Genomic DNA, 22,686 nt, shown 5'->3' with positions numbered 1-22,686 from the left:
GTCGTCACCGCTCGCCGCCACCCGCCTGCCCGAGGAACGCCGCCGCGTGGTCGCGGGCGAACTCGGCGAAGCTCGTGGGCCGCACTCCGAAGGTCCGGTGGGTCTCCAACCGAACGTGCGACTCGGGACGCCGCCCGCGCTCGGCGAACAGCTCCCTCAGGATCCGGATGGACGGTTCGGGCATTCCCGCCTCTTCGCACTCGCGCAGCTTGTCCTCCAGAGGCAGCTCCACATGGCGGAAGGCGGTTCCCGTCGCCGCCGAGATGTGCTCGACGACCTCCTTCATCGTCAGCGCCTCCGGGCCGGTCATGTCATACGCCCTGCTCTCGTGGCCGTCGGAGTTCAGCAGCGCGACCGCGACCTTCGCGACGTCCTCGATGGCGACGGGCGACAGTCTGCTGTCGCCGATGGACATGCGCAGCTCCCGCCGGTGCGGATCCACGCCCGTGAGGGTGCCGGGCAGGTAGAACTCCATGAACTGGCTCGGGCGCAGATGGGTCCAGGCCAGGCCGGAGGCCTCGAGGTGGCGCTCGATCTCCAGATGCTCGTGCGTCCCGATGAAGCTGCCGGGATCGAAGCCGACGCCCGACTCCTTTCCGGAGTACTTCACGATGTGCGGCACGCCCGCGGCCCTGGCCGCGTCGACGAAGGTGCACTGCGTCTCCACCATCCGCTCCCTCGGGGAGGAGATCATGAGCACGCGTTCCACGCCGCGCAGGGCGGCCGTCAGGGTCTCGGGGCGCAGCATGTCGCCCTCCACCAGTTCCACACCCGGCAGCCCGTGGAGCTTCCGGGCCTTGTCCGGGTCTCTGACCAGCGCTCGGACGGGAGCGTTCTGCCGGGCGAACTCCTGGACGACGATCGATCCACTGAGCCCCGTCGCTCCGGTGACAAGAATCATGGCTACGACGCTAGTACTCACTACTACTGAAAAACAAGTAACTAATACGAGATGCGTATCTGGATGCGTACGAGCGAGAGGGGTCTGTTGCCGCGCCGGTCGGGCTCCGCCGGCCGGCGCACCGGCCTCCTTCGCGCCGTCACCCGTTGAACGGGCCATCAGCCTTCGGCGGTCCAGTAGCGCTGGAGACGGGCGAGAGCCTGGTCCTTCGGCATCCCCGCGACCTCGGCGTCGGCCAGCCCGACCCGATGGACGACCTACGGACCCGGCCGGCCCCAGCCGGGGAGCAGCAGGGCTCAGGTGTCGCGGCCGGTTCTCGCCGACTGCGACGCGGCACGATCAGCCGATCTGGCGCGGGATGCCTTTTACCGGAGCGCTGTGTGGTTTCGCGCCGGGATCGGGGGTACGGGCCAAGGAAATCAAGGTGGCCGGGTCGCGGACGCGCCGTCGGGCCATCCGGCACAGACGGTGCCCGCGGTTCCCCCCGGGTGCCCGGAAATCCCGTTCCCACTGGTGAAGGAGCATTTCCATGCTGACCCTGACCGACAACGCCGTCGTGGCGATTCGTGATCTGACGGTCGGTGAGAACATCCCCGACCAGGCGGGCCTGCGGCTGGCGCCGAAGCCCGGCGAGGAAGCCTCGCTCGAACTGTCTCTGGTGAGTGCGCCGCTGGCCGGCGACCAGGTGATCGAGAAGGAGGACACCAGGGTCTTCGTCGAAGCGGGGGTGGCACCCGCGCTCGACGACAAGACACTCGACGCCGAGATCGGCGCCGAGGGTGAGCACACCTTCAAGCTGATGCGCCAGTAGATCCAAGCGCCAGCGGTACTGCCCACGGGGTATGGGCCCGCAGGTCGTCCGGCGTCGAATCGACCGGCGGCCCCCGCGGGCGCACATCGGGTCACCCTCGCGTACAGGAGTCAGGCTCCGCCGGTCACTTTGACGGCCTGTCCGGTGATGCCGGTGTTGGCGGCCGAGCCCAGGTAGACGACGGCGCTCGCGACCTCGGCGGCGTCGAGCAGGCGGCCGATCGGAGCCCGCGCGCTGTAGTGACCGCCCGCCTGCTCGACCATCGCGACGTTGGTCTCGGTCCTGGTGAAGCCGGGCATGACGACGTTGGACAGGATGTCGCCGTCCTTCCCGAGCCCGAACGCGGCGGACCTGCTGAAACCGTGCAGTGCCGCCTTGGCCGCCCCGTAGTACTCCCCGCCGGGCATGCCGTCGACCGCGATGCTCGACGAGATGTGCACCATCCGGCCCCATCCGCGCTCCCGCATCGACGGGACGACCGCCCGGCTGAGCCGCAGCGCGCCCTCGATGTTGGCCCGGATCACCGTCTGCCACCTCTCGTCGGGCACGGCGTCGAAGGGGAGGCCGGCATCCGGCTCGGTCGCGCCCCAGTGCACGGCGTTGTTGACCAGCACGTCGATCCGGCCGGACCACCCCAGCACGCTCTCGATCAGGCCGCGGGCCGATCCGCCGCCGTCCAGCTCGTACGGCGCGACGAGCGAGCGTCCGCCGATCTCCTTGGCGAGCCGCTCCGCGCCCGCCTGGGAGTGGTGATACGCGAGCACCACGTCGGCCCCTTCGGCGGCGAACCCGCGGGCGATCTCGCGCCCGATGCCACCGGAGGCTCCCGTCACGATGACCGTACGGCCGGTGAGTCCCAGATCCATTTCCGCGCTCCTCACAAAGTAGGAAAACCTTGAGCAGCGCCAAGGATCCGGCGACCGGGACCACCGGAGGGAGGCCGGGCCGAGACTGGCCCCCGCAGGGCCACGCTCGGAGACGAGACCGCTCGATAGCCTGCGAATCGTGAGCGACACCACTTTGGGCGAATTTCTGCGGGCCTGCCGCGAGGCCGTCACCCCCGCCGACGTCGGGCTGCCCGGCGGCGGGCGGCGCCGCACCCCCGGCCTTCGCCGTTCCGAGCTGGCCACGCTCGCCGGGATCAGCGTCGAATATCTCACCCGGCTTGAGCAGGGGCGTGATCGTCATCCCTCGGTGCCTGTGCTCGCCGCCCTCGCCGACGCGTTGCGCCTGTCCGCCGACGAGCGCCTCCATCTGCTCCACCATTTCAAGGCGGCCGATGGCGCCGGCCGGCTCGTCGGCCCGTGCCAGGGACCGCCCGCGCAGTCGGTCCGTCCCACCGTCCGGGCGCTGCTCGACCGGCTCGAACCCGCCCCGGCGTTGGTGGTCAACCGGCTCGGTGACGTGCTCGCGTACACGAGCGGCTACGAGCGGCTCGCGGGCCCCATCGGGTTGCTGGACCGCCGGCCGCCCAACCTGGTGCGGTACGTCTTCGCCGATCCCCGGGCCAGAGCCGCCTATCCCGAGTGGGACCGGGTCGCCGACGAGCGGCTCGCCGGGCTGAAACCGGGAGTTTCCCGCGAGGACCCGCACGTCGAGCACCTCGTCAACGAACTTGCCCTCGCCGTCGGCGCGCCCTTCACCGACCGGTTGACGACCCCGCCCGGCCCGCCCGGGCGCACCGGCGTCGAACGACTGGCGCATCCGGAGGTGGGCGAGCTACGGCTGGCCTACGAGACCCTCGGCCTGTCCGGCGACGACAGCCAACTCCTGATCGCCTATCTCCCCGCGGACGACGCCACCGCCGCCAGGCTCGACCGCCTCACCGGCCGCCGCCCCGGCGCCCTACGCGCCGTCACGGGCTGATGATCTCAGCGCTAATGTCGAGAAGAGCATCGAAGGGAGAACGAAGGGAGGCGGCACGGTGGGCGCGCTTGAGGTACGACTGCGACCGGTGGCGGAAGGCGATCTCGCCATGCTCCGGCGTTTCGTCACGGAGCCGGGATTGATCGGCCTCGACTGGGCGGGGTTCCGCGACGCGCAGGCACCGGCGCGGCGCTTCGCCGTCGACGGCTATCTGGGCGTGGACGACAGCAGGGTCATCGTCGAGGCCGACGGCACGGCCGCGGGCATGATGAGCTGGTCGGTGCGAGGGTTCGGAGTCTCCCGATACTGGGAGATAGGGATCGCCCTGCTGCCCGACTGGCGTGGGCGCGGCGTCGGCTGGCGCGCCCAGGCGATGCTGTGCGACTACCTGTTCACCCACACCCCGGTCGAGCGCATCCAGGCGTTCACCCACCCGGAGAACATCGCGGAGCAGAAGTCGCTGGAGAAGGCCGGTTTCCGGCTTGAGGGCGTCTTGCGCGCGGTGGAGTTCCTCCGCGGTCAGTGGCGCGACGGCTGGATGTACAGCAGGCTGCGCAGCGATCCGTACCCGCCGATTGTGTGAGCCGCCCGCGCGCTCATGCGGCGCGGTGCTCGTCCACTCTGTCGAGCCATTCGGCGATGAGCGCGGTCAACAGCCCGGTCTGCTCGTGCGGCAGCGCGTGGCCGGCCCGGTCCAGGACGGCGTACGTGGCGTGCGGATACCGCGCCACCAGGTCCCACGCGCCGGCGTATCCCACCGTGGCGTCCTGACGCCCGGCGAGGATCAGAGTCGGGCCCGCGTACGCGGACGTGTCGCTCAGCCGCCATTGGTCGAAAACCCGCCCGAGGCCGTCCCGGTCGACGAGGGGCAAGGCCGGAGCCACGTACTTCCGGAACCGCTCCACGGTGGCGGGCGTCTGCACGACGAAGTAGTCCCGGAACGAGGCCTGCTCGGCCGGGCTCAGCGCATCGGCCACGTCGGCCGAGGCGTGCAGCACCGCGTGTGCGGGCACGTCACGCGGCTCCTCGCCGAGGGGGCAGATCAGTGCCAGCCCCGCGACCTGGGCCGGGCGCCGGGCGGCGATACCCCTGGCCAGGTATCCGCCGAACGAGTGGCCGACGATCACGAACTGCTGGTCGCCGACGACGGCGTCGATCAGACCGAGCAGGAGATCGAGGACGTCGTCGGAGCCGCGGAGCCGGTCGGGCACCGGAGTGCGCCCCATGCCGGGCAGGTCGGGGTAGACGCGCCGATAACCCGGCCGGCCGCGGAAGACCGGCTCCAGAGCGCCGGCCATCTCGCGATGGTCCACCCCCGCTCCGTGCAACGCCAGAACGGGAATCCCGTCGCCGTGCTCGACGTAATGGACCACTGCGCCGCCGATCTCTGCCTCCATGCCGGCAGCCTAACCACGCGTGGCCGGTTGGGAGGCGAGCCACTGCTCTCGGGTGATCGCGTACTCGACCTCGCCGAGATCACTGCCGGGGAGCGGTTCCTCCCAGTCCGCGTGGAACGTACGGATGTGCTGCATGCCGATCGAGGTCATCGTCGCGCGGGAGGCGGCGTTGACCGCCATGGTTTCGGCGAAGACGCGGGTCAGCCGGAGGTCCTCGAATCCGTGGCGAAGAAGCTCGCGGGCTCCCTCACTGGCCAGGCCCTGGCGCCAGTAGCGCCGCAGGAGCCGGTAGCCGAGTTCGGCCTGTCCGTCGACCGGGCCCTGGTCGGCACGCGTGGGTGGCTCCAGAAGCCACCAGCCGACGAACCGCCCGTCCACGAAACCGACCCAGAAGCCGAGCCCCGCGACGGGGTCCGCGGCGGCGAGCCGCTCACGATGGAGGACCTCCACTTCCGCACGGCTACGCGCACGGCCGGTGAGATAGCGCATGACCTCGGGATCGGCGTCGAGCTCGATCTCGTGGTCGAGGTGTTCGTCGGACAGCGGGACAAGCGTGATGCGGTCGGTGCGCAGTATCTGCTGGGACATGGGGGCGATTGTCGCGCTTGAGCCGCGTGCCGGTCATTCGCTTTTCCCGCGACCTCCCGCGACCTCCCGCGACCTCCCACGACCTCCCACGACCTCCAGTGACCGCGATGACGGTTCACGGCGATGACGGTTCAGAGCCAGCCGTGCTCGTCGGCGATGCGGGCGGCCTCGGCGCGGGTCCCGGCGCCGGTCTTGCCGATCGCCGCCGACAGGTGGTTGCGTACGGTCCCGGCCGACAGGTGCAGGCTCCGCGCTATCTCCGCCACGGTGCCGCCCTGCCGGGCCGCGCGCAGCACGTCGCGCTCCCGCCCGGTCAGCGGACTCGACCCGCTGGCGAGCGACTCGGCGGCCAGAGCGGGATCGACCACGCGCAGGCCGGCGTGGACCCGGCGCACGGTGTCGACCAGGTGCTCGGGCGGCGCGTCCTTCACGACGAAGCCCGAGGCGCCGTTCTCCATGGCACGGGCGAAGTAGCCCGGCCGCCCGAAGGTCGTGCAGATCACCACCCGGCAGGACGGGAGCGCGGCGCGCAGGTCGGCGGTGGCCTCCAGCCCGTCCCTGCCCGGCATCTGCACGTCCAGCAACGCCACGTCCGGCCGGCTGCGCCGCGCCGCCTCGACGACCTCCTCACCCGAGCCGACCTGGGCCACCACCTCGATGTCGGGTTCCAGCGCGAGCATCGCCGCCAGCGCGCCGCGTACGAGCGCCTGGTCGTCGGCGAGCAACACCCTGATCACGCGCGGCTCGCCCGCAGCCGGAAACCGCCCGCGGGCACCGGGCCCGCCTCGACCCGCCCACCGACGGCGCGCAGCCGTTCGGCCAGCCCGGTCAGGCCGTTGCCCGGCCTCGCCGCGTTCCGCCCGGGGCCGTTGTCGCGCACCTCCAGCCAGCCGTCTCCGAGCAGCACCTCGCATCGGGTCGCGCCGCTGTGCCGGATCACGTTGGTGACTCCCTCCCTCAGGACGTACGCGAAGGGCTCGGCCAGTTCGGCCGGGACACGGTCGGCGGACGGCGGCAGAACGGCGCTGATCCCGGCGGCCCGCAGCGCGGCGCGGGCCCCCGCGAGCTCGACGGCGAGGGACGGCCGGCGGCGGCCGGACACGGTCAGGCGCACCTCGCTGTGCGCCTGCCGGGACAACCGCTCGACGTCGCGCAGCTCGGCCAGCGCGTGTTCCGGGTCGCCACCGCTCTCCAGCATCCGGCGGGCCAGACCGGTCTTCACGGTGATCGTGGTCAGGCTGTGCCCGAGCACGTCGTGGAGGTCCCTGGCCAGCCGGTCGCGCTCCGCCGCCGCGGCCAGCGCCTCGATCTCCTCGCGGGCCTGGCCGAGCTGGACGACGAGCCGGATCAGCAGCACCACGGCCACCGGGATCACGACGGCGGGGAAGAGGCCTCCCATGAGATCCCAGTGGACCGGCCCGGGCGCCGCCCACTGCAGGAGTGCCTGGGCCGTCCCGATCCCCAGCCCGAGGAGCACGGCCCACAGCGCCGGGAACAGCCAGGCCGCCGCCGCGAGCGCGAAGCTGAACAGGCCGGCGTGGCCGAGGTAGAGCGGGCCGTCGCGCAGCAGCGCCGCCACGACCGCCAGCGCGAACAGCGACCCGACGAGCAGGATCCGCCGCCGGGGCGACAGGCGGGGCCCGATGGTCATGGCGGCCAACCAGCCCGCGCCGTACAGGGGGAGGACGGCCCCAACCGCCGCGTCCAGCCCGCCGCCGTCCGGGCGCAGGATCTCCCAGAGCGGCCACAGCAGGAAAAGCGACAGCACGACGACACCGCGTACGCGAGCCGCGCGGGAGCCGGACCCGGCCGGGTTCCACGCCGGCCAGGCGGAACGCCCCCATACGCCCTGCTCACCCACGTCAGTCACCCTAGGCCCGAGCCGTGTCCCGGCGATACCGGACGACCACGGCGGCGCCGAGCACCAGCGCGTACAGCGCGAGGACCAGCGCGGCCTGCCAGCTGTCAGCCCCGCCGCCGAGCGCGGTGGCGTGCCCGACCTGCGCGAGCCAGTAGCTCGGCAGGACCTTGGCCACCACCGCGAGCGCCTGCGGGAACGTGCTCACCGGAATGAACAGCCCGCCGATGAAGCTGAGCACCAGCACCACCGCCCCCTGGTAGGCCTGCAGGTTCTGGGCGGTGGCGAACTGGCCGATCAGCAGGCCGAGCAGCGCGAACGGCACCGTGCCCGCCCACACGCCGAGCACGGCCGCCGCCCACCCGGCGGCGGACAGGTGCACCCCGCTGACGAGCCCGGCGACCAGCGACACCCCGGCCACCGGCGGCAGCGCCACGACCATCGCCACCGACGCCTTGGCCAGCAGGTAGCCGCTTCCGCTGAGCGGGGTCAGCCGCAACTGGCGCTGCCAGCCGATGCCGCGCTCCACCGCCGTGCGGGCACCGACGTCGAGCGCCGCCTTCATCGCCCCGAACGCCGCCACGCCTCCCATGACGTACGACGCGGGAGCCCCCTGGTCGATGAAACGGTCGGCCATCAGCAGGTAGAGCCCCACCGGCAGGGCGACCGCGAACAGCAGGAACTTGGCGTCCCGCAGGGTCCGCCTGATCTCGAAGGTGAGGTATCCAGTCATCACACGGCCTCCGAGGCTCCGGTCAGGCGCAGGAAGGCGTCCTCCAGGCCCAGCGCGCCCACCTCGGCCATGACCGCGGACACCGGCCCGTCGGCCACGACCCGCCCCGCGTGCATCAGCACGACCCGGTCCGCATACGCCTCGGCCTCCTCCAGGTAGTGGGTGGAGAACAGCACGGTCCGGCCGGTCTCGGCGAAGGCGTGCATCGACTGCCAGAACTCCCGCCGGGCCGCCACGTCCATGGCCGCCGTCGGCTCGTCGAGCACCAGCAGGTCCGGGCCGGACACCAGTGCCATGGCGAACCGGACCCGCTGCTTCTGGCCGCCGGACAGCAGCGCGGCCCGCCGGTCGGCGAGGTCGGCCACCCCGGCGCGGCTCAGCACCTCCTCCACCGGCAGCGGCGTCCGGTGCAGGGACGCGATCAGCGCCACGGTCTCCCGGACGGTCACGTCGTCGAGCAGCGCGCCCTCCTGCGGCATCACACCCACCATGCCGCGGCGCACCGCTTCGTGGGCGGACGCGCCGAAAACGGCGATCTCCCCGGCGTCCGGGCGGGCCAGCCCGACGACCATGTCGATCGTGGTGGATTTGCCCGCGCCGTTGGAGCCGAGCAGGGCCACCACCTCCCCCCGGGCCACCACCAGGTCGATGCCGTCGACCGCACGGGTCTCGCCGTACGTCTTGCGCAGCCCCGCCACGGACAGGGCGGGGGCGCCCTCATGAATGTTCATACAGCAAGCCTCCGCCACCATCCCGGTGCGGACCTGCGCCGTCTGTCACGACCCACCCACGACAGATGTCACGGTCTTGTCGACACGCAATATTTCGGTGACACTCCGAAACATTCGCCCACATTCGCGGTTCCGTCCCGCGCCCGCCCGGGGATCGGGATCCGCAGGAGGAAGGACGGACGCTGTGAAACCCCTCACGGTTATGGCACAACCCCTGGGGCGGCCCTCCCCCGCCGTCCGCCGCACGCTCGTCCTCGCCGCCGTCGCGGCGCTGTCGATGGGCCTCGCGGTGGCCGAGATCCCCAGCGCGAACGCCACCGCCGACGCCCCCGGCACCACGCTGGGCGCCGCGGCGGCACGCAGCGGACGCTACTTCGGCACGGCGATCAACGCGAGCAAGCTCGGCGACCCGGCGTACACCACGATCGCCGGCCGCGAGTTCGACATGGTGACGCCCGAGAACGAGATGAAGCTCGACGCCACCGAACCCCGGCAGGGGCAGTTCGTCTTCACCGCCGCCGACCGGATCGTCGACTGGGCCGCGGAGAACGGCAAGCGGGTCCGCGGCCACACCCTGGTCTGGCACTCCGGGCAGCCGCAGTGGCTGCAGAGCCTCAGCGGCAGCGCGCTGCGCCAGGCGATGGTCGATCACATCAACGGCGTGATGGGCCATTACAAGGGCAGGATCTACGCCTGGGACGTGGTCGACGAGGCCTTCGCCGACGGCACCGGCGGCCGGCGCAACTCGAACTTCCAGCGCACCGGCGACGACTGGATCGAGGTCGCCTTCCGCGTCGCGCGGGCCGCCGACCCGGACGCCAGGCTCTGCTACAACGACTACAACATCGAGAACTGGACCTGGGCCAAGACCCAGAGCGTCTACAGCATGGTCATGGACTTCAAGCAGCGCGGCGTGCCGATCGACTGCGTCGGCTTCCAGTCCCACTTCAACAGCGGCAACCCCTACGACGCCGGCTTCCGCACCACGCTGCAGAAGTTCGCCGCCCTCGGGGTCGACGTCCAGATCACCGAGCTGGACATCCAGGGCGCCCCTGCCGCGACGTACGCCGCCGTGGTCGGCGACTGCCTTGCCGTCCCCCGCTGCGCCGGCATCACGGTGTGGGGCGTGCGCGACCCCGACTCCTGGCGCAGCAGCGACACTCCACTGCTGTTCGACGGCAACGGCGACAAGAAGGCCGCCTACACCGCGGTGCTCGACACCCTCAACGCCGCCGTTCCCAGCCCCTCGCCCAGCCCCTCGCCCAGCCCCTCGTCCAGCCCGGTGCAGTCCCCTGCGGGAAGCTGCGCCGCGACGCTCTCCGCGGGCGCGAAGTGGCCCGACCGCTACAACCTGGGCGTCACCGTCACGGGTTCGGACGACTGGGTCGTGACCATGACCCTGCCGTACCCCGAGAAGATCATCGCGACCTGGAACGTCAGCGCCACGTGGAACCCCGCCAGGAACGTCCTGACCGCCCGGCCCAACGGGCACGGCAACTCCTGGGGGGTGACGATCAAGCACCACGGCAACCGGACCTGGCCCACGGTCTCCTGCCGTGCCGCCTGACGAACCGCGCCCGCAGGGCCCGCTAGATCGGATCTAGCGGGCCCTGCCCCGCGTCTGGCGCCTCTTCCGCGAACGGCTGGACGGAACGGAGACGACATGCGAGACCTGGCAGTAGAGACATCGGGCCTGGTCAAGATATTCGGCAAGAACCGCGCGGTGGACGGGCTCGACCTCGCCGTGCCCGCGGGCACGGTCTACGGCGTGCTCGGCCCCAACGGGGCGGGAAAGACCACCGCGGTCAAGATGCTGGCCACCCTGCTGCGCCCGGACGGCGGCGAGGCCAGGGTGTTCGGCCACGACGTGCTGCGCGAGCCCGACGCCGTACGCAGCCGGGTGAGCCTGACGGGCCAGTACGCCTCGGTGGACGAGGAGATGACCGGGATGGAGAACCTGGTCCTGCTCGGCAGGCTGCTCGGCCACCGGCGGGCCGCCGCCAGAGACAGGGCCATGCGGCTGCTTGAGGCGTTCGGGCTGACCGAGGCCGCCGGCCGGCAGGTCAAGACCTACTCGGGCGGCATGCGCAGGAGGCTGGACATCGCGGCCAGCATCCTCAACACGCCCGACCTGCTGTTCCTGGACGAGCCCACGACCGGCCTCGACCCGCGCAGCCGCAACCAGGTCTGGGACATCGTCAGGATCGTGGTCGCCCACGGCACGACCGTGCTGCTCACCACGCAGTATCTGGACGAGGCCGACCGGCTCGCCGGGCGTATCGCCGTCATCGACCACGGCAAGGTCATCGCCGAGGGCACGCCGGGCGAGCTCAAGTCGTCGGTCGGCTCGGGGTCGGTGCACGTGCGGCTGCGGGACGCCGCGCGGCGGCCGGAGGCGGAGCGCGTGCTGGCCAGGGAGCTGAACACGCCGGTTCAGCTCGAAGCCGATCCCGTGGCCCTGACCACCCGCATCTCCGGACAGGACGCGGACGCCGGAGCCGAGCGGGCCTCGCGCGCCCTCGCGGCGCTGGCCGCGTCGGGCATCGTCGTCGACGACTTCTCCCTCGGCCAGCCCAGCCTCGACGAGGTCTTCCTCGCGCTGACCGGCGCGCCTCCCGGCGAACGCGGCCCGGCCCGCACCGACCACCCGGCGACCGGCCGGAACGCGCAGGAGGAGGCGGCATGAGCACCACCACCGAAAGCACCAACACCCCCGGAAGCACCACGACCACCCAGAACGGCACGACCACCGAGAACGGCACGTCCTTCGCCCCCGCGTCCGAGACGCTGGGCGCGGTGCTGGCCCCCGGCACGCGCCCACCGCGCCCCAGTGCCCTCTCAGCCTCGCTGACGTTCGGCTGGCGGGCCATGCTGAAGATCAAACACGTGCCCGAGCAGCTCTTCGACGTCACCGCCTTCCCGATCATGATGACGTTGATGTTCACCTACCTGTTCGGCGGTGCGCTGGCGGGCTCCCCGACGGAGTACCTGCAGTTCCTTCTGCCGGGCATCATGGTGACGAGCGTCGTCATGATCACGATGTACACCGGGGTCGAGGTCAACAAGGACATCGAGAAGGGCGTCTTCGACCGCTTCCGTACGCTGCCGATCTGGCGGCCGTCGACCATGGTCGGCTACCTGCTCGGCGACGCGTTCCGCTACACGATGGCCGCGACGGTCATCCTCGTGGTCGGCCTGGTGCTGGGCTTCCGCCCGCAGGGCGGGGTCGCCGGCGTGCTGGGCGCGATCGCGCTGCTGGTGGCCTTCTCGTTCGCGTTCTCGTGGATCTGGACGATGTTCGGGTTGCTGCTGCGCAGCGAGAAGTCGGTGATGGGGGTCAGCATGCTGGTGCTGTTCCCGCTCACCTTCCTCAGCAACGTCTACGTGGACCCGCAGACGATGCCGGGCTGGCTGCAGGCGTTCGTCGGCGTCAACCCCATCTCCCACCTGGTCAGCGCGGCGCGTTCGCTGATGGCGGGCAGCCCGGACACCGGGGAGATCACCTGGGTGCTGGTCTGCGGGGCGGTGTCGATCGCGGTCTTCGGCGCGCTGACCATGCGCCTCTACAACCGCAAATAGATCAAAGGCGCCAGGTGATCTCGTGGTCCGGCCGGTAGCGGCAGGTGGCTCCCGTGGAGACGGCGGCGCGCAGATGGGCGGCCATCGCGGGATGAAGCCGGTCGAGCTTGCGCAGCACGTCGCGGATCCGGGCGGTGACGGCCTTGCGGGCGCGCTCGGCCTCGTCGCCGAGGCGGCGGTCACGCCCGCCGAGCCCGGAGGCGGAGCGCAGCTCGGCCAGCAGGGCCGCCCGCTCCCTGTCGAACTCGGCCGCCCGGCCGTCGTCGCCCCGCTCTGCCGCCCGGTCGATCTCCTCGTCGAGCAGAGCCAGACGGCGCCGGTATCGCGCCTTGGCCTCCTCGTCGAGGACCGCGTCGCCGCCCATCCCCCGGGCGGCGACGACCAGCTCCCCGCCCTCCGGGGCGAGGAGCCGTACGGCGGGCAGGTCGGCCCCGGGGTGGTGCAGCAGGCAGTGGAGGTCGCGCAGGCCCTTGGCATCGGGCAGGTGAACGGTGTGACCGCCGAACCCCAGGGTCCAGACCGCGCCGTCCCGCCGGAACTCGGCTTCGGGACCGGGCGTACGGCTCCTGCGGACGCGCTCCAGAACGTGCCGCATACCGAGCTGCGCCGCTTCGCCCTCCACGTCGTCCAGCAGCTTCCCGGCCTCCTCCGCGTCGCCCGGGCGGCCCCGGCGCAGCAGCGCCTCACCGAGATGCGCCCGCGCCTCGACGGACCACGGGCGGGCGAGGAGCAGGTCCGCGGAGTGCCAGGCGGCGGTGAACCCGTCGACCGCCTCGTCCCAGCGTTCCTGCGCCGCGTCGAGGAGAGCGCGCAGGAGGACCACCGGGCCGCCGATGTCCCAGCCGTACATCGACACCACCCAGCTGCCGAGGTGGGGGTCGAGCTCAGCCCTCGCCTTCTCACACAGCTCCGGGTCGCGCGACCACGCGGCGACCATGGCCTGGAACCGCAGCCACAGGGGCCGTATCGAACGCCGCGGTTCGCCTCTCGCCACGGTGTCGCGCAGGTGGCGCAGTGCGGTCGCGCCGTCTCCCCTTCGCAGCGCGGTCATCCCCTCCAGCAGGCTCGGGCAGGGGTGCCGGCTCCTGCGCAGCGCATGGTGGACCTCGTCCAGGCCGTCGTCGCGGCCCTGGAGCATCCGCACCGTCCAGCGGTGGTGGTCCAGCATGTACGCGAAGTGGTCGTGCCCGTGCTCGAACCGGGTGAGCTCGTCGAGCAGGGTCTCCGCCTGGCCGAAGTCGCCCGTGAGCGCGGCGATGATGCTGCGGTCGGTGGCCGTGGCCATGTCGATGCGCGGCACGTCGACACGTCCGCCGAGCGCGACGAACTCGCGGAACTGGCCGAGATAAGCGGGGTCGCCCTGCTCAAGCAGGGCCACCCAGCGCAACGCGGCGGCGATGCTCTCCATCTCCATGTCACCCGTGCGGCGGGCCAGGGTCAGCAGCTCTCCGGTGAGTGCGGCCCTCTCCGGTGCGGTGCCCAAGCCCCAGATGGCGTCGTGGAAGGCCCACAGGCTGAAGGCCAGCGCCTCGTCGTCCTCACCGCGCCGGGCGAGCAGCGCCACATGGATGGCCAGCTCCCGCGCGAGGTGGTCGAGAGAGAGCTCCTCGTCGGGGCGGCCGTCCCGGACCAGCTCGCCGTGCGCCTCCCGCAGCAGGTCGGCGACCAGCCGGCCGTCGTCGCCGCCACCGCCGTCGCCCCAGTCCGGGTAGACGGACAGCGCCACCCGGGCGACCAGCTCGGGATCGCCGGTCTCCCGCGCGACGGCGGCCGCCTCCTCGACCGCGCGCCGGCCGCCGTCGCGGTCGTCCCCGTGGTACAGCTCGCGGCCGAGTTCGAGTGCGATAACGACGCGCCGGTGCGGCTCGCCGCCGGCGGCGGCCAGTTCGAGCGCCCTGCGGTAGTGCCCGAGCGCCTCCTCGGCGGCCAGGCGAGCGGCGGCGGCCCGGGCCGCGGTGAGCAGCCGGTCCACCGCATGGGCCGGCTCGACGTGGTCACCGGCGAGGTAGGCGTGCCGGGCCACGTCGGCGGAGAGCACATGCTCGGCGAGGGCGGGCGACCGGTCGACGGCATGGACGACCGCGGCGTGCCGGCGGGACGCCGCCTTCTCGTCGAGAGACTCGTAGAGCGTCTGGCGAACCAGATCGTGCGCGAACGCGAACTCCTCCCCGCCCGCCACCCCGTCCTTGGCCACCACGAGCCGGGCGGCCACCGCCTGGTCGAGCAGCCGTTCCACCTGGACAACGGGAGCGGCGGCGACGGCGGCCAGCACCTGGCGATGGAACTCACGCCCGAGCACCGCGGCGGTGACGAGAAGGTCAACGACCGGCGCGGGCAGCAGGGACAGCCGCCGCAACAGGGTGTCGCGGACACCGGGAGCGATCGTCGTGACGGAACCGCCGCTGCGCCACAGCCGCGCCGTCTGCTCCACGAAGAAGGGGTTGCCGCCGGTGCGCCTGTGCACCTCGGCGACCAGGTCGGCGGACGGATTCCGGCCGGCGGCGCGGGTCATCAGCGCGCCGACCTCCTCGCGTTCGAGCCCGGTCAGGGTGACCGTGGTCGCCCGCGTCACGAGCGGAAGCACGAGGGCCCGCAGCGGATGGTCCGCCGACTCCACCTCCACGTCGCGGTAGGTCCCCATCAGCAGCACCCGCTCGAACCAGGTGTGCTGTGCCGCGAACTCCAGCAGCCTGAGCGACGCGGTGTCCGCCCAGTGCAGGTCTTCCAGCACGACCACCAGGGGGCGGCTCTGCGACACCGCCACCAGGGCGCTCGTCACCGCGTCGTACAGCCGGAAGCCCTCGGCCGCGTCGCCGCCGGGCGACTCGCCGAGCAGCGCGGCGAGGCCGGCTCCTCCGGCCTCCTCGGCCGCCGCCCACTCCCCCGGCGCGGCACACCGCCGTATCCCCCGCAGGACCTGCACCCACGGCCAGTAGCCCGGGGCGTTGTCGGAGTCCCAGCACGACCCGCTGAGGACCAGCGCGCCCAGCCGCCTGGCCTCCTCGGCCGCGCTGGTGACGAGCGTGGTCTTGCCGATGCCCGCCTCACCGGCGACCAGCGTCAGGCCGCCGTGGCTGCCGACCGCCCGTGCGATCTCGGCGTGCAGCACCGCGGCAGGATGCTCCCTGCCGATGAGCCCGGTGTTGATCAGTTCGGTGCCGATCAGCCCGGTGGTCGCGTCGTCGTTTCGCATGCCGACTCGAAGGTATCCGCCCGCTCCGACAATTTCCCGCCCCCGGCGTGAGCGCGTACCTCAGCCGAAGAACGTCGTGAGGATCCGCGCCAGCGCCGCCGGCCGCTGCAGCACCCCGTGGTCCTCTCCGGGCATCACCGTCAGCTCGGCGCCGGGCACGGTCGCCGCGACGGCCTTCGTCGCCTCCGCGAGGTTCGGCGCGGTCTGGTCGCCGTAGACCGCCAGCACCGGTACGCCGATCCCGGCGAGCCGGTCGAAGGGCATCAGCTGCCAGGGCGCGCTCACCAGCACGTCGTACGGCAGGCTGGGCGCCTTGTCGGCGAGGAACGCCCACCCCGCGCCGGCCTTCATCCCGGCGATCGCCTCGGCCGGGACCCCGACCCCCTCGTGGAGGAACAGCTCCACCGCACCGTCGCGGTCACCGGCGGCCACCAGCGCCTTGAGCCGGTCGTAGACGTCGGCCGCCGGCCTCGGCTGGTTCTCGTCGGCGCAGTACGGCGGCTCGTAGACGGCCACCCGGTCGACCGGCAGCCCGCGCATGACCCCCTCCAGCACGAGGACGGCGCCCGAGGAGTGCCCGAACGCCGAGGCCCGGCCGCCCACGTGCTCGACGACGGCCGCCAGGTCGTCGACCTCGTTGGCGACGGAGTAGTCCTCGCTCCTGTCGTCGCTGCCCACCCGGCCTCGCCGGTCGTAGGTCACGACGGTGAACGCCGACGCGAGTTCGGCGCCGAGCCCGGCCACGGTCGAGCGGTCGTTGAACGCGCCGCCGACGAGGACCACCGGCGCGCCCTGGCCGATCACGTCGACGGCGAGGGTCGTGCCGTCCTTGGAGGTGATGTTCTCGGTCATGTCTGTCAGCCTTTCAGCGGTCTACCGTCGTGTGAAGGTCATGTGGGTGACGCCGCTCGGGGTGGTCACGGACTCGATCTGGAAGTTCTTCTCGAGTCCTTCGAGCCCGTCCCACAGGCGTTCGCCACGGCCCAGGATGATCGGGACGACGGCGATGTGCATGTGGTCGACCAGGCCGGCGGCCAGGAACTGGCGGACGGTGCTCGGCCCGCCGCCGATCCGCACGTCGAGGCCGCCCGCGGCCTCGCGGGCCTGACGCAGGGCCTCCTCGGGCGTGGCGTCGACGAAGTGGAACGTGGTGCCGCCCTCCATCTCCACCGAGGGCCGGGGGTGGTGGGTCAGCACGAAGACCGGCGTGTGGAACGGCGGGTTCGGCCCCCACCATCCGGTCCACGCGTGGTCCTCCCACGGGCCGCGCTGCGGCCCGAACTTGTTGCGGCCCATGATCTCGGCGCCGATGCCCGAGTCCCATGTGCCGGTGACGGCGCTGTCGACGCCGGCGCCGCCGCCGGCCTTCCCCTGCATGGCGTGGAAGGTCCGGGTCGCGAAGAACCACTCGTGGAGCCGCTCGCCGGCGTGGCCGAACGGCTCATCCAGGCTCTGCCCCTCGCCCGTGGCGAAGCCGTCCAGAGAGACGGAGAAGTTGTGCACCCTGACACGAGACATCGCTGATCTCCTGGGTTCGACTAGTGATTGCGGATTGCAACTGCTGAAGATGAGCGTAGGCTTAGTAGTAGCAAAACGCAATCACTTTGGAGGTGGCCGTGCGAGAAGGACCGCGATCCGGCTGTGCGATCAACGCGGCGGTGGAGGCGCTCGGCGACCAGTGGAGCCTCATCGTGCTGCGGGACGTGATCTTCGGCGGGCGGCGGCACTTCCGTGACCTGCTCGCCAACTCCGACGAGGGGATCGCGTCGAACATCCTCAGCAGCCGACTCAAGGCGCTCGTCGCCGGTGGCCTGCTGACCCATGAGGACGCGGGGCGGGGACGGCGAGGGACCTACAGCCTCACCGAGGCGGGCATCCAGACGGTTCCCGTCATGGTCGCGCTCGGCTCGTGGGGGCTGCGGCACCGGCCGACGACCCCCGCCCTCGCCATCCGGGCGCGACTGCTGGAGGAGGGGGGCCCGCCCCTCTGGGACAACCTGATGGACGAACTACGCGAGACGCACCTGGGCATCCCCCGCCCCGACCCCGATCGCCCGCGCGCCTCCCGGCTGCTCCGGGAGGCGTACGAACGGGTCCTGGCGACGTCGTCGACAATGGAAACGTGACATCCCAAGTCGTTGAACTCAGCCATGTCGTCCGGCACGGCATGATCACCTATCCGGGCCTGCCCGGCCCGGAGATCGGCGATCACCTGACGCGCGAGGACTCCCGGGGACGGTACGCCCCGGGCACCGAGTTCCAGATCGGCCGCATCACGATGGTGGCGAACACCGGCACCTACGTCGACACGCCGTTCCACCGGCTGGCGGAGGGCGAGGACCTGGCGCAGATCGACCTGACCCGGCTGGTCGACGTCCCCGGTCTGCTGATCGACGTCTCCGGCTCCCCGCGGCGCGGCATCGGCGTCGACGCGTTCGAGGGCCACGACGTCGGAGGGCGCGCGGTCCTGCTACGTACGGGCTGGGACAGGCACTGGGGCGGCCCGGCCTACGGCGACCCGGACCACCCCTTCCTCACGGCGGACGCGGCCGCCCTGCTCGCCGACCGGCAACCGGCCGTCGTCGGCATCGACAGCGTCAACATCGACGACATGGCCGACGGGCTCCGCCCGGCCCACACCTCCCTGCTCACCGCGGGCGTTCCGATCATCGAGCACATGCGCGGGCTGGAACGGCTGCCGCACACCGGGTTCCGGCTCCACGCGGCGCCCGTCGCCGTGTCCGGCATGGGCACCTTCCCCGTCCGGGCGTACGCCCTCGTCCCCTGACCCGCCTCACCCGTACGCGACGTTCGCGGCCCCCAGGAACGGCAGCAGGCGCTCGGCCTCCTCCGCCACCGCGTCCCTTTCGGCCGCCCGCAACGGCCGGAACGGGACGAGCCGCAGCGTGCCGTCCCTGACCGACCAGCTGCCGTGGACGAACCCGTCCACGAGGAAGGTCGGCAGCACCATCGCCGCGCCCGGCATCACCCGCTTGCGGTCGGCGTCACTGATCACGCGGGCCCGGTCGGCGTGGCCGAGCAGCAGGTTGTCGAAGGCGGGCAGGAACCGCACGGGAACCGGTGCGCCGGGGTCGGGTAGCTCCGGCGCGGTCTCCCGGTCGAACGGCAGGTCGTACAGCTCCCTGCCCTCGGGGTCGCGATAGCAGCGCAGCTCGCCGCGCATGGCGTGGATCACCTCGCGCAGCCGCGTCAGCCCCGACCACGCCTGCACGTCCATGACACCGGCCGGGCCGTAGGCCGCCAGATAGCGGCGGACGAGTTCCTGGGCCGGGGCCGGTGTCATGGGCGCGCCGAGGCAGTCCTCGGCGCGGGTGACCGAGACGGCGTTCCGGGTGCCCCAGCGGCCCCACGTCGCGGTCTCGGGGGTGTGGACCAGCGGGGTTCTCAGCTCCACCTCCCCGGCCAGGATCTTCCCCTCCCGGCCGGGGTAGCGCAGCGCCAGCAGCCGGGCCAGCTCCCGCCGGGGCAGCGTCCGGCCCGCCAGGATCCGCGCTCCGGCCGCCGTGAGCGCGCCGGTGTCGAGTCCCCCGCTCACCCGCCTGAAGTACGACGTGCTCGCCGTACGGTCGAGAACCGGTTGCAGCACGGGCCGGAAGCAGCGGAAGTCGCCGGCCACGGCCAGGTGCTGGGTGCTGCGCAGCAGCGCCGAGCGGACCACCGTCCGCTCCTCCAGCAGGACGCTCAGCTGGGCCGGGGTGAAGCCGTCGACGCGGCTCCACAGCCCGACGTAGGGCCAGTTCGGCTCCTGGGCCTGCATGGCGACCAGGTGTCCGAGCACCTGCGGCACGGTGCGGCGGGTGCGCTCCATCAGGAACTGCCGGTGCAACAGCGCCCGGTTGAGCGCACGCGGGGAAAGCACGCTCACGCCAGCCGCACCGCGACGTTGCCCCGGTAGGAGCCCTTGAGCAGGGACAGGAACGCCTCCGGCACCTGCTCGATGCCGCCTTCGACGACCGTCTGCGGAAAGACGAAACGGCCTTCCGCCAGCCAGCGGGTGAAGTGCTCGCGCCAGGCCGCGACCTGTTCCGGCGTGTGGTGACAGGAGAACGGCAGCAGCTCGATGCCCCTGGCCCCGGCCGCCGCACGGTCCGGCTCAGGGAAGCGGTCGGCATCGCCGCCGAGCTGGTGGGACAGGGAGCCGCACAGCGCGAAGCGGGCGCCGGGACGTGCCGCCCGGACCGCCGCGTCGTACTGCTCTCCGCCCACGACGTCGAAGAAGACCGTGATGCCCTCGGGCGCGAGCTCCCGCAGCCGGTCGGCCACCGGACCGTCGTGGTAGTCGAAGGCGGCGTCGTAGCCGAGCTCGTCGACCAGATAGGCGGCCTTCGCCGGGCTGCCCGCGCTGCCGATCACCCTGGCCGCGCCCCGGCACTTGGCGATCTGCCCGGCCAGCGAGCCGACCCCGCCGGCCGCGCCCGAGACGAACACCACATCCCCCTCCCCTACGGCGGCGACGTCGGCCATCCCGTGGTAGGCCGTCACGCCCTGGCCCAGGTGATAGGAGGGGTCGGGGAAGAGCCCCCGGTCGAGCTTGACGTACTGCGCGGCCGGGCCCGCGGAGTATTCGCTCCAGCCGGTCATCGACTGCACCAGATCGCCGACGGCGAGATCCGGGCTGCCGGACCGGACGACGGTGCCCACGACGGCGGCTCCCACGCGGTCACCGGGCTGCCAGGCGGGCACCGGGATCCGGCAGTCGGCCCGCATCAGCTCCAGGTAGGTCGCGGCCAGGCCCACGTAGTCGGTCCTGACGGTCACCTCGCCGTCCACATCGGTCTCGGCGACGGTGAAGTGGCCGGGGCCCGGCTCGCCGGTGACGGATGCGGCCAGCCGGATCTCACGAGTGATCATTCCTGTTCCTCCTGCTCAGGGCTTCGAGATCCACATTAGGGAGGCTTCCGGCCACTTTCTGACCGGAAATCCGGACAGACTGGGCACCATGGCGAACACGAGCTCACGCACCCTCCGGCTGCTGTCCCTCCTGCAGACCCACCGCCGCTGGGCGGGCGCGGAGCTGGCCGACCGGCTCGGCGTCTCGGAGCGGACGCTGCGTCGTGACGTCGACCGGCTGCGGGAGCTGGGATACCCGGTGGACACCTCGCGCGGGACCGACGGCGGGTATCAGCTCGCGCCCGGCGCCGTGCTGCCGCCGCTGGTGCTCGACGAGGAGGAGGCGGTCGCGCTCGCCGTCGGAATGGGCGAGGCCGCGCGGAGCGCGATCACGGGCATGGAGACGTCCGCGATCCGCGCTCTCACCAAGGTCGTCCAGGTCATGCCGCCCCGGCTGCGCCGCCGCGTGGACGTCCTGAGCGAGGCGATGGTCTCCGCGACCTCGGCGCAACCGGTCGTCGCCGTGGACGTGCTGACCGTCGTCGCCCAGGCCTGCCGTGACGAGGAGCGGCTGTGCTTCTCCTACGCCGCGCGGGGCCGCGAGCCCTCCTCACGGGAGGTCGAGCCCTACCGGCTGGTCACCGTCGGCCGCCGCTGGTATCTGGTCGCCTACGACCTGACGAGGCTGGACTGGCGCAGCTTCCGGCTCGACCGCCTGACAGAGGCGCGGCCGGCGGGAGCCCGCTTCCGCCCGCGCGACCTGCCCGCCAGGGACGCGGCGGCGTTCGTCAGAGCGGCCGCCGGCGTGCCCGAGCCGTACGCGGTCGAGGCCCTCGTGCACGCGCCCGCCGCACGGGTGCGTACGGCGGTCGGGCAGTGGGGGACGGTCGAAGAGGCCGGCGAGCATAGCTGCGTGCTCACGATGACCTCGACCTCACTGGACTGGCCGATTCAGGCGCTGGGCACCGTGGGCGCGGAGTTCGAGGTGCTCGGTCCGCCGGAGTTCGCCGCGTACGTCCGCGAATGGGGCGAGCGCTTCGTCCGGGCCGCATCCCCCGGACCAGCCTCACGCTGAGCCGTACAGCATGGGCAGGTCGACCAGGAGGATCCGGGGATCGCGGGCGGCGGCGTCGGTGAGTGCGGCGTCGAAACCGGCGCCGCTGTAGAGGGCGAGCACGGTGTCGCGGGTGTCGAGCCCGCGCGTGTGCAGTTGGTCTCTGGCCTGCTCCAGGCGCTTCAGGTGGCCTACGTTCATGATCTCCGACCACTTCGCCTCGCCGACGGACAAAAGCCAGCGCGTGTGGTTGTCCTGAGGCGCGAGGGCGATCACGTCGACCTCGATGTTCTGTCCCCTGCCGCCGCCGGGGGCGATCCCCGCGGCGACCTCGGCGGCGAACTCGCCATCCCAGTCACGGGCGAGCGCGAACTCCCGGCACACGTGCTCGAAACGCGGGCCCACCACCTGGGACGTGAACCTCGGCCTGGCCGCCTGCCACACCCGGTCGGCCCAGCCCCTTTCCAGCAGGCTCCAGGACGGCCGCATGATCGCTTCGTAGAACGTCACGAGCGGCTCCGCGACACGGTAGAGCGAGCGCTTGCGAATCGGGTCGATCTCCTTGCGGATGAGCTGACAGTCCTCCAGCACGGCGAGCGGATGGGCGATGTCCGTCGTCTTGCGCTCCATGTGTCCCGCGATACCGCCCCGCGTGTTGTTCCCGGCCGCGATCGCTCCGAGGACGGCGTGGTAGAGCGCCTCGTCCCGGATCTCCATCTCGTTGGTCAGCAGGTATCGGGCCTCCCGGAAGAGCGGCGTCGCGGAACCGAGCACCCGCCGGACGACCCAGTCGTCGAGATCGTCGCCCGGACTGTCGTGGTCGACGAAGCCGGTTCTGTACGCCGGAGTCCCGCCCACGATGGCATTCAGCCGGAGCGCGAGCCGCGGATCCTCGATCCCCCAGAACCGCCTGGCCACGCGGTAATCGAACGGCTGTACCACCAGGTCGAGTGACGCCCGCCCGCGTAGCGGCGCCTGCCCGGCGAGGAGTTTCCCCATGACCGACATGGCGGATCCGGCGAGCACCAGACGCACCCGGCTGCCGGTGCCGCGATGCGCGAGCCGGGCGTCGATCTCCCGCTGCAGGATCGAGGGGATCGACAATATAAGTGCACTTCTAAGAA

At 72.0% G+C, this 22,686-nt stretch carries 23 protein-coding genes; 9 read left to right on the top strand and 14 right to left on the bottom strand.

Translation table 11 applies throughout. From position 1 onward, the window contains the following. Positions 1-4 precede the first annotated feature (4 nt). Positions 5-901: an SDR family oxidoreductase gene (locus tag FLX07_RS09460; protein WP_142569611.1), complete on the bottom strand. Its 897-nt coding sequence runs from the start codon at positions 899-901 to the stop codon at positions 5-7. 529 nt (positions 902-1,430) lie between these two features. Between FLX07_RS09460 and FLX07_RS09450 the strand changes: the two genes are divergently transcribed. Next, positions 1,431-1,712, top strand: a complete 282-nt coding sequence (locus FLX07_RS09450) for a Fe-S cluster assembly protein HesB (RefSeq protein WP_142569609.1) — start codon at positions 1,431-1,433, stop codon at positions 1,710-1,712. 110 nt (positions 1,713-1,822) lie between these two features. On the opposite strand, the gene FLX07_RS09445 is transcribed toward FLX07_RS09450, so the two are convergent. Further along, positions 1,823-2,578 (bottom strand): SDR family NAD(P)-dependent oxidoreductase, encoded by a 756-nt coding sequence (locus FLX07_RS09445; protein WP_142569607.1) that lies wholly within the window; start codon positions 2,576-2,578, stop codon positions 1,823-1,825. A 139-nt stretch (positions 2,579-2,717) separates the two neighbouring features. Here FLX07_RS09445 and FLX07_RS09440 point away from each other — a divergent pair, with 139 nt between their 5' ends. Then, positions 2,718-3,578 carry a helix-turn-helix domain-containing protein gene (locus FLX07_RS09440; protein WP_142569606.1) on the top strand — a complete coding sequence of 287 codons (861 nt, stop codon included), beginning with the start codon at positions 2,718-2,720 and terminating at the stop codon, positions 3,576-3,578. 58 nt (positions 3,579-3,636) lie between these two features. After that, positions 3,637-4,161 (top strand): GNAT family N-acetyltransferase, encoded by a 525-nt coding sequence (locus FLX07_RS09435; RefSeq protein ID WP_142569604.1) that lies wholly within the window; start codon positions 3,637-3,639, stop codon positions 4,159-4,161. A gap of 13 nt (positions 4,162-4,174) precedes the next feature. Here FLX07_RS09435 and FLX07_RS09430 read toward each other — a convergent pair whose 3' ends face one another. The 6 genes from FLX07_RS09430 to FLX07_RS09405 all read right to left on the bottom strand — a co-directional run bounded on the left by FLX07_RS09430 (position 4,175) and on the right by FLX07_RS09405 (position 8,885). Then, positions 4,175-4,975, bottom strand: coding sequence for an alpha/beta fold hydrolase (locus tag FLX07_RS09430; protein ID WP_142569602.1), 801 nt, complete (start codon positions 4,973-4,975; stop codon positions 4,175-4,177). A 9-nt stretch (positions 4,976-4,984) separates the two neighbouring features. After that, positions 4,985-5,563, bottom strand: coding sequence for a GNAT family N-acetyltransferase (locus FLX07_RS09425; RefSeq protein ID WP_142569600.1), 579 nt, complete (start codon positions 5,561-5,563; stop codon positions 4,985-4,987). Between the two features lie 131 nt (positions 5,564-5,694). Further along, complete coding sequence (locus tag FLX07_RS09420; protein WP_142569598.1) at positions 5,695-6,300, bottom strand: response regulator transcription factor; 606 nt, start codon at positions 6,298-6,300, stop codon at positions 5,695-5,697. Then, positions 6,297-7,424: a sensor histidine kinase gene (locus FLX07_RS36930; protein WP_208762128.1), complete on the bottom strand. Its 1,128-nt coding sequence runs from the start codon at positions 7,422-7,424 to the stop codon at positions 6,297-6,299. The genes FLX07_RS09420 and FLX07_RS36930 overlap by 4 nt, the downstream gene beginning before the upstream one ends. A 10-nt stretch (positions 7,425-7,434) precedes the next feature. Then, positions 7,435-8,154: an ABC transporter permease gene (locus FLX07_RS09410; RefSeq protein WP_208762127.1), complete on the bottom strand. Its 720-nt coding sequence runs from the start codon at positions 8,152-8,154 to the stop codon at positions 7,435-7,437. Beyond that, positions 8,154-8,885: an ABC transporter ATP-binding protein gene (locus FLX07_RS09405; RefSeq protein ID WP_142569595.1), complete on the bottom strand. Its 732-nt coding sequence runs from the start codon at positions 8,883-8,885 to the stop codon at positions 8,154-8,156. Before FLX07_RS09405 ends, FLX07_RS09410 begins: the two co-directional genes overlap by 1 nt. Positions 8,886-9,087: 202 nt before the next feature. Here FLX07_RS09405 and FLX07_RS09400 point away from each other — a divergent pair, with 202 nt between their 5' ends. From FLX07_RS09400 to FLX07_RS09390, 3 genes are all read left to right on the top strand, one after another. Further along, the gene (locus FLX07_RS09400; RefSeq protein WP_167748178.1) at positions 9,088-10,452 is read left to right on the top strand and encodes a glycoside hydrolase family 10 protein; all 1,365 of its coding nucleotides are present in this window, start codon (positions 9,088-9,090) and stop codon (positions 10,450-10,452) included. A 96-nt stretch (positions 10,453-10,548) separates the two neighbouring features. Beyond that, positions 10,549-11,571 carry an ATP-binding cassette domain-containing protein gene (locus FLX07_RS09395; protein ID WP_142569593.1) on the top strand — a complete coding sequence of 341 codons (1,023 nt, stop codon included), beginning with the start codon at positions 10,549-10,551 and terminating at the stop codon, positions 11,569-11,571. Next, positions 11,568-12,464 carry an ABC transporter permease gene (locus FLX07_RS09390; protein WP_142569591.1) on the top strand — a complete coding sequence of 299 codons (897 nt, stop codon included), beginning with the start codon at positions 11,568-11,570 and terminating at the stop codon, positions 12,462-12,464. Before FLX07_RS09395 ends, FLX07_RS09390 begins: the two co-directional genes overlap by 4 nt. 1 nt (position 12,465) lies before the next feature. Here the strand turns inward: FLX07_RS09390 and FLX07_RS09385 are convergent, their stop codons facing one another. Genes FLX07_RS09385 through FLX07_RS09375 form a run of 3 tightly spaced genes read right to left on the bottom strand, consistent with a single transcriptional unit; the run spans position 12,466 to position 17,175 of the window. Beyond that, a complete protein-coding gene (locus tag FLX07_RS09385; protein WP_142569589.1) occupies positions 12,466-15,657 on the bottom strand; it encodes an ATP-binding protein in 3,192 nt (1,063 codons plus the stop codon). Positions 15,658-15,717: 60 nt separating this feature from the next. After that, positions 15,718-16,509 carry an alpha/beta fold hydrolase gene (locus FLX07_RS09380; protein ID WP_142569588.1) on the bottom strand — a complete coding sequence of 264 codons (792 nt, stop codon included), beginning with the start codon at positions 16,507-16,509 and terminating at the stop codon, positions 15,718-15,720. Between the two features lie 21 nt (positions 16,510-16,530). Beyond that, on the bottom strand, positions 16,531-17,175 hold the full coding sequence (locus FLX07_RS09375) for a dihydrofolate reductase family protein (RefSeq protein WP_142569586.1): 645 nt from the start codon (positions 17,173-17,175) through the stop codon (positions 16,531-16,533). 98 nt (positions 17,176-17,273) lie between these two features. On the opposite strand from FLX07_RS09375, the gene FLX07_RS09370 reads away from it, so the two are divergent. Further along, positions 17,274-17,783, top strand: coding sequence for a winged helix-turn-helix transcriptional regulator (locus FLX07_RS09370; RefSeq protein WP_142569584.1), 510 nt, complete (start codon positions 17,274-17,276; stop codon positions 17,781-17,783). Then, on the top strand, positions 17,780-18,445 hold the full coding sequence (locus tag FLX07_RS09365) for a cyclase family protein (RefSeq protein ID WP_208762126.1): 666 nt from the start codon (positions 17,780-17,782) through the stop codon (positions 18,443-18,445). The genes FLX07_RS09370 and FLX07_RS09365 overlap by 4 nt, the downstream gene beginning before the upstream one ends. Before the next feature lie 6 nt (positions 18,446-18,451). On the opposite strand, the gene FLX07_RS09360 is transcribed toward FLX07_RS09365, so the two are convergent. Continuing rightward, on the bottom strand, positions 18,452-19,543 hold the full coding sequence (locus tag FLX07_RS09360; protein ID WP_142569582.1) for a winged helix DNA-binding domain-containing protein: 1,092 nt from the start codon (positions 19,541-19,543) through the stop codon (positions 18,452-18,454). Continuing rightward, positions 19,540-20,529 carry an MDR family NADP-dependent oxidoreductase gene (locus FLX07_RS09355; protein ID WP_142569580.1) on the bottom strand — a complete coding sequence of 330 codons (990 nt, stop codon included), beginning with the start codon at positions 20,527-20,529 and terminating at the stop codon, positions 19,540-19,542. Before FLX07_RS09355 ends, FLX07_RS09360 begins: the two co-directional genes overlap by 4 nt. 88 nt (positions 20,530-20,617) lie before the next feature. On the opposite strand from FLX07_RS09355, the gene FLX07_RS09350 reads away from it, so the two are divergent. Then, a complete protein-coding gene (locus FLX07_RS09350; RefSeq protein WP_142569578.1) occupies positions 20,618-21,583 on the top strand; it encodes a helix-turn-helix transcriptional regulator in 966 nt (321 codons plus the stop codon). On the opposite strand, the gene FLX07_RS09345 is transcribed toward FLX07_RS09350, so the two are convergent. Continuing rightward, the gene (locus FLX07_RS09345) at positions 21,575-22,666 is read right to left on the bottom strand and encodes an ATP-binding protein (RefSeq protein ID WP_142569576.1); all 1,092 of its coding nucleotides are present in this window, start codon (positions 22,664-22,666) and stop codon (positions 21,575-21,577) included. The two genes, FLX07_RS09350 and FLX07_RS09345, sit on opposite strands and share 9 nt — an antisense overlap. Positions 22,667-22,686 lie beyond the last annotated feature (20 nt).

Origin of the sequence: Microbispora bryophytorum (assembly GCF_006874465.1) — a bacterium.
GTDB lineage: Bacteria > Actinomycetota > Actinomycetes > Streptosporangiales > Streptosporangiaceae > Microbispora > Microbispora bryophytorum.
This window is presented reverse-complemented; position numbering and strand designations above follow the sequence as displayed.

Coding starts and splice junctions, on each gene's coding strand:
- FLX07_RS09460 (WP_142569611.1), bottom strand. CDS start 901: ATGATTCTTGTCACCGGAGCGACGGGGCTCAGTGGATCGATCGTCGTC.
- FLX07_RS09450 (WP_142569609.1), top strand. CDS start 1,431: ATGCTGACCCTGACCGACAACGCCGTCGTGGCGATTCGTGATCTGACG.
- FLX07_RS09445 (WP_142569607.1), bottom strand. CDS start 2,578: ATGGATCTGGGACTCACCGGCCGTACGGTCATCGTGACGGGAGCCTCC.
- FLX07_RS09430 (WP_142569602.1), bottom strand. CDS start 4,975: ATGGAGGCAGAGATCGGCGGCGCAGTGGTCCATTACGTCGAGCACGGC.
- FLX07_RS09425 (WP_142569600.1), bottom strand. CDS start 5,563: ATGTCCCAGCAGATACTGCGCACCGACCGCATCACGCTTGTCCCGCTG.
- FLX07_RS09410 (WP_208762127.1), bottom strand. CDS start 8,154: ATGACTGGATACCTCACCTTCGAGATCAGGCGGACCCTGCGGGACGCC.
- FLX07_RS09405 (WP_142569595.1), bottom strand. CDS start 8,885: ATGAACATTCATGAGGGCGCCCCCGCCCTGTCCGTGGCGGGGCTGCGC.
- FLX07_RS09400 (WP_167748178.1), top strand. CDS start 9,088: ATGGCACAACCCCTGGGGCGGCCCTCCCCCGCCGTCCGCCGCACGCTC.
- FLX07_RS09395 (WP_142569593.1), top strand. CDS start 10,549: ATGCGAGACCTGGCAGTAGAGACATCGGGCCTGGTCAAGATATTCGGC.
- FLX07_RS09390 (WP_142569591.1), top strand. CDS start 11,568: ATGAGCACCACCACCGAAAGCACCAACACCCCCGGAAGCACCACGACC.
- FLX07_RS09385 (WP_142569589.1), bottom strand. CDS start 15,657: ATGCGAAACGACGACGCGACCACCGGGCTGATCGGCACCGAACTGATC.
- FLX07_RS09380 (WP_142569588.1), bottom strand. CDS start 16,509: ATGACCGAGAACATCACCTCCAAGGACGGCACGACCCTCGCCGTCGAC.
- FLX07_RS09375 (WP_142569586.1), bottom strand. CDS start 17,175: ATGTCTCGTGTCAGGGTGCACAACTTCTCCGTCTCTCTGGACGGCTTC.
- FLX07_RS09355 (WP_142569580.1), bottom strand. CDS start 20,529: ATGATCACTCGTGAGATCCGGCTGGCCGCATCCGTCACCGGCGAGCCG.
- FLX07_RS09350 (WP_142569578.1), top strand. CDS start 20,618: ATGGCGAACACGAGCTCACGCACCCTCCGGCTGCTGTCCCTCCTGCAG.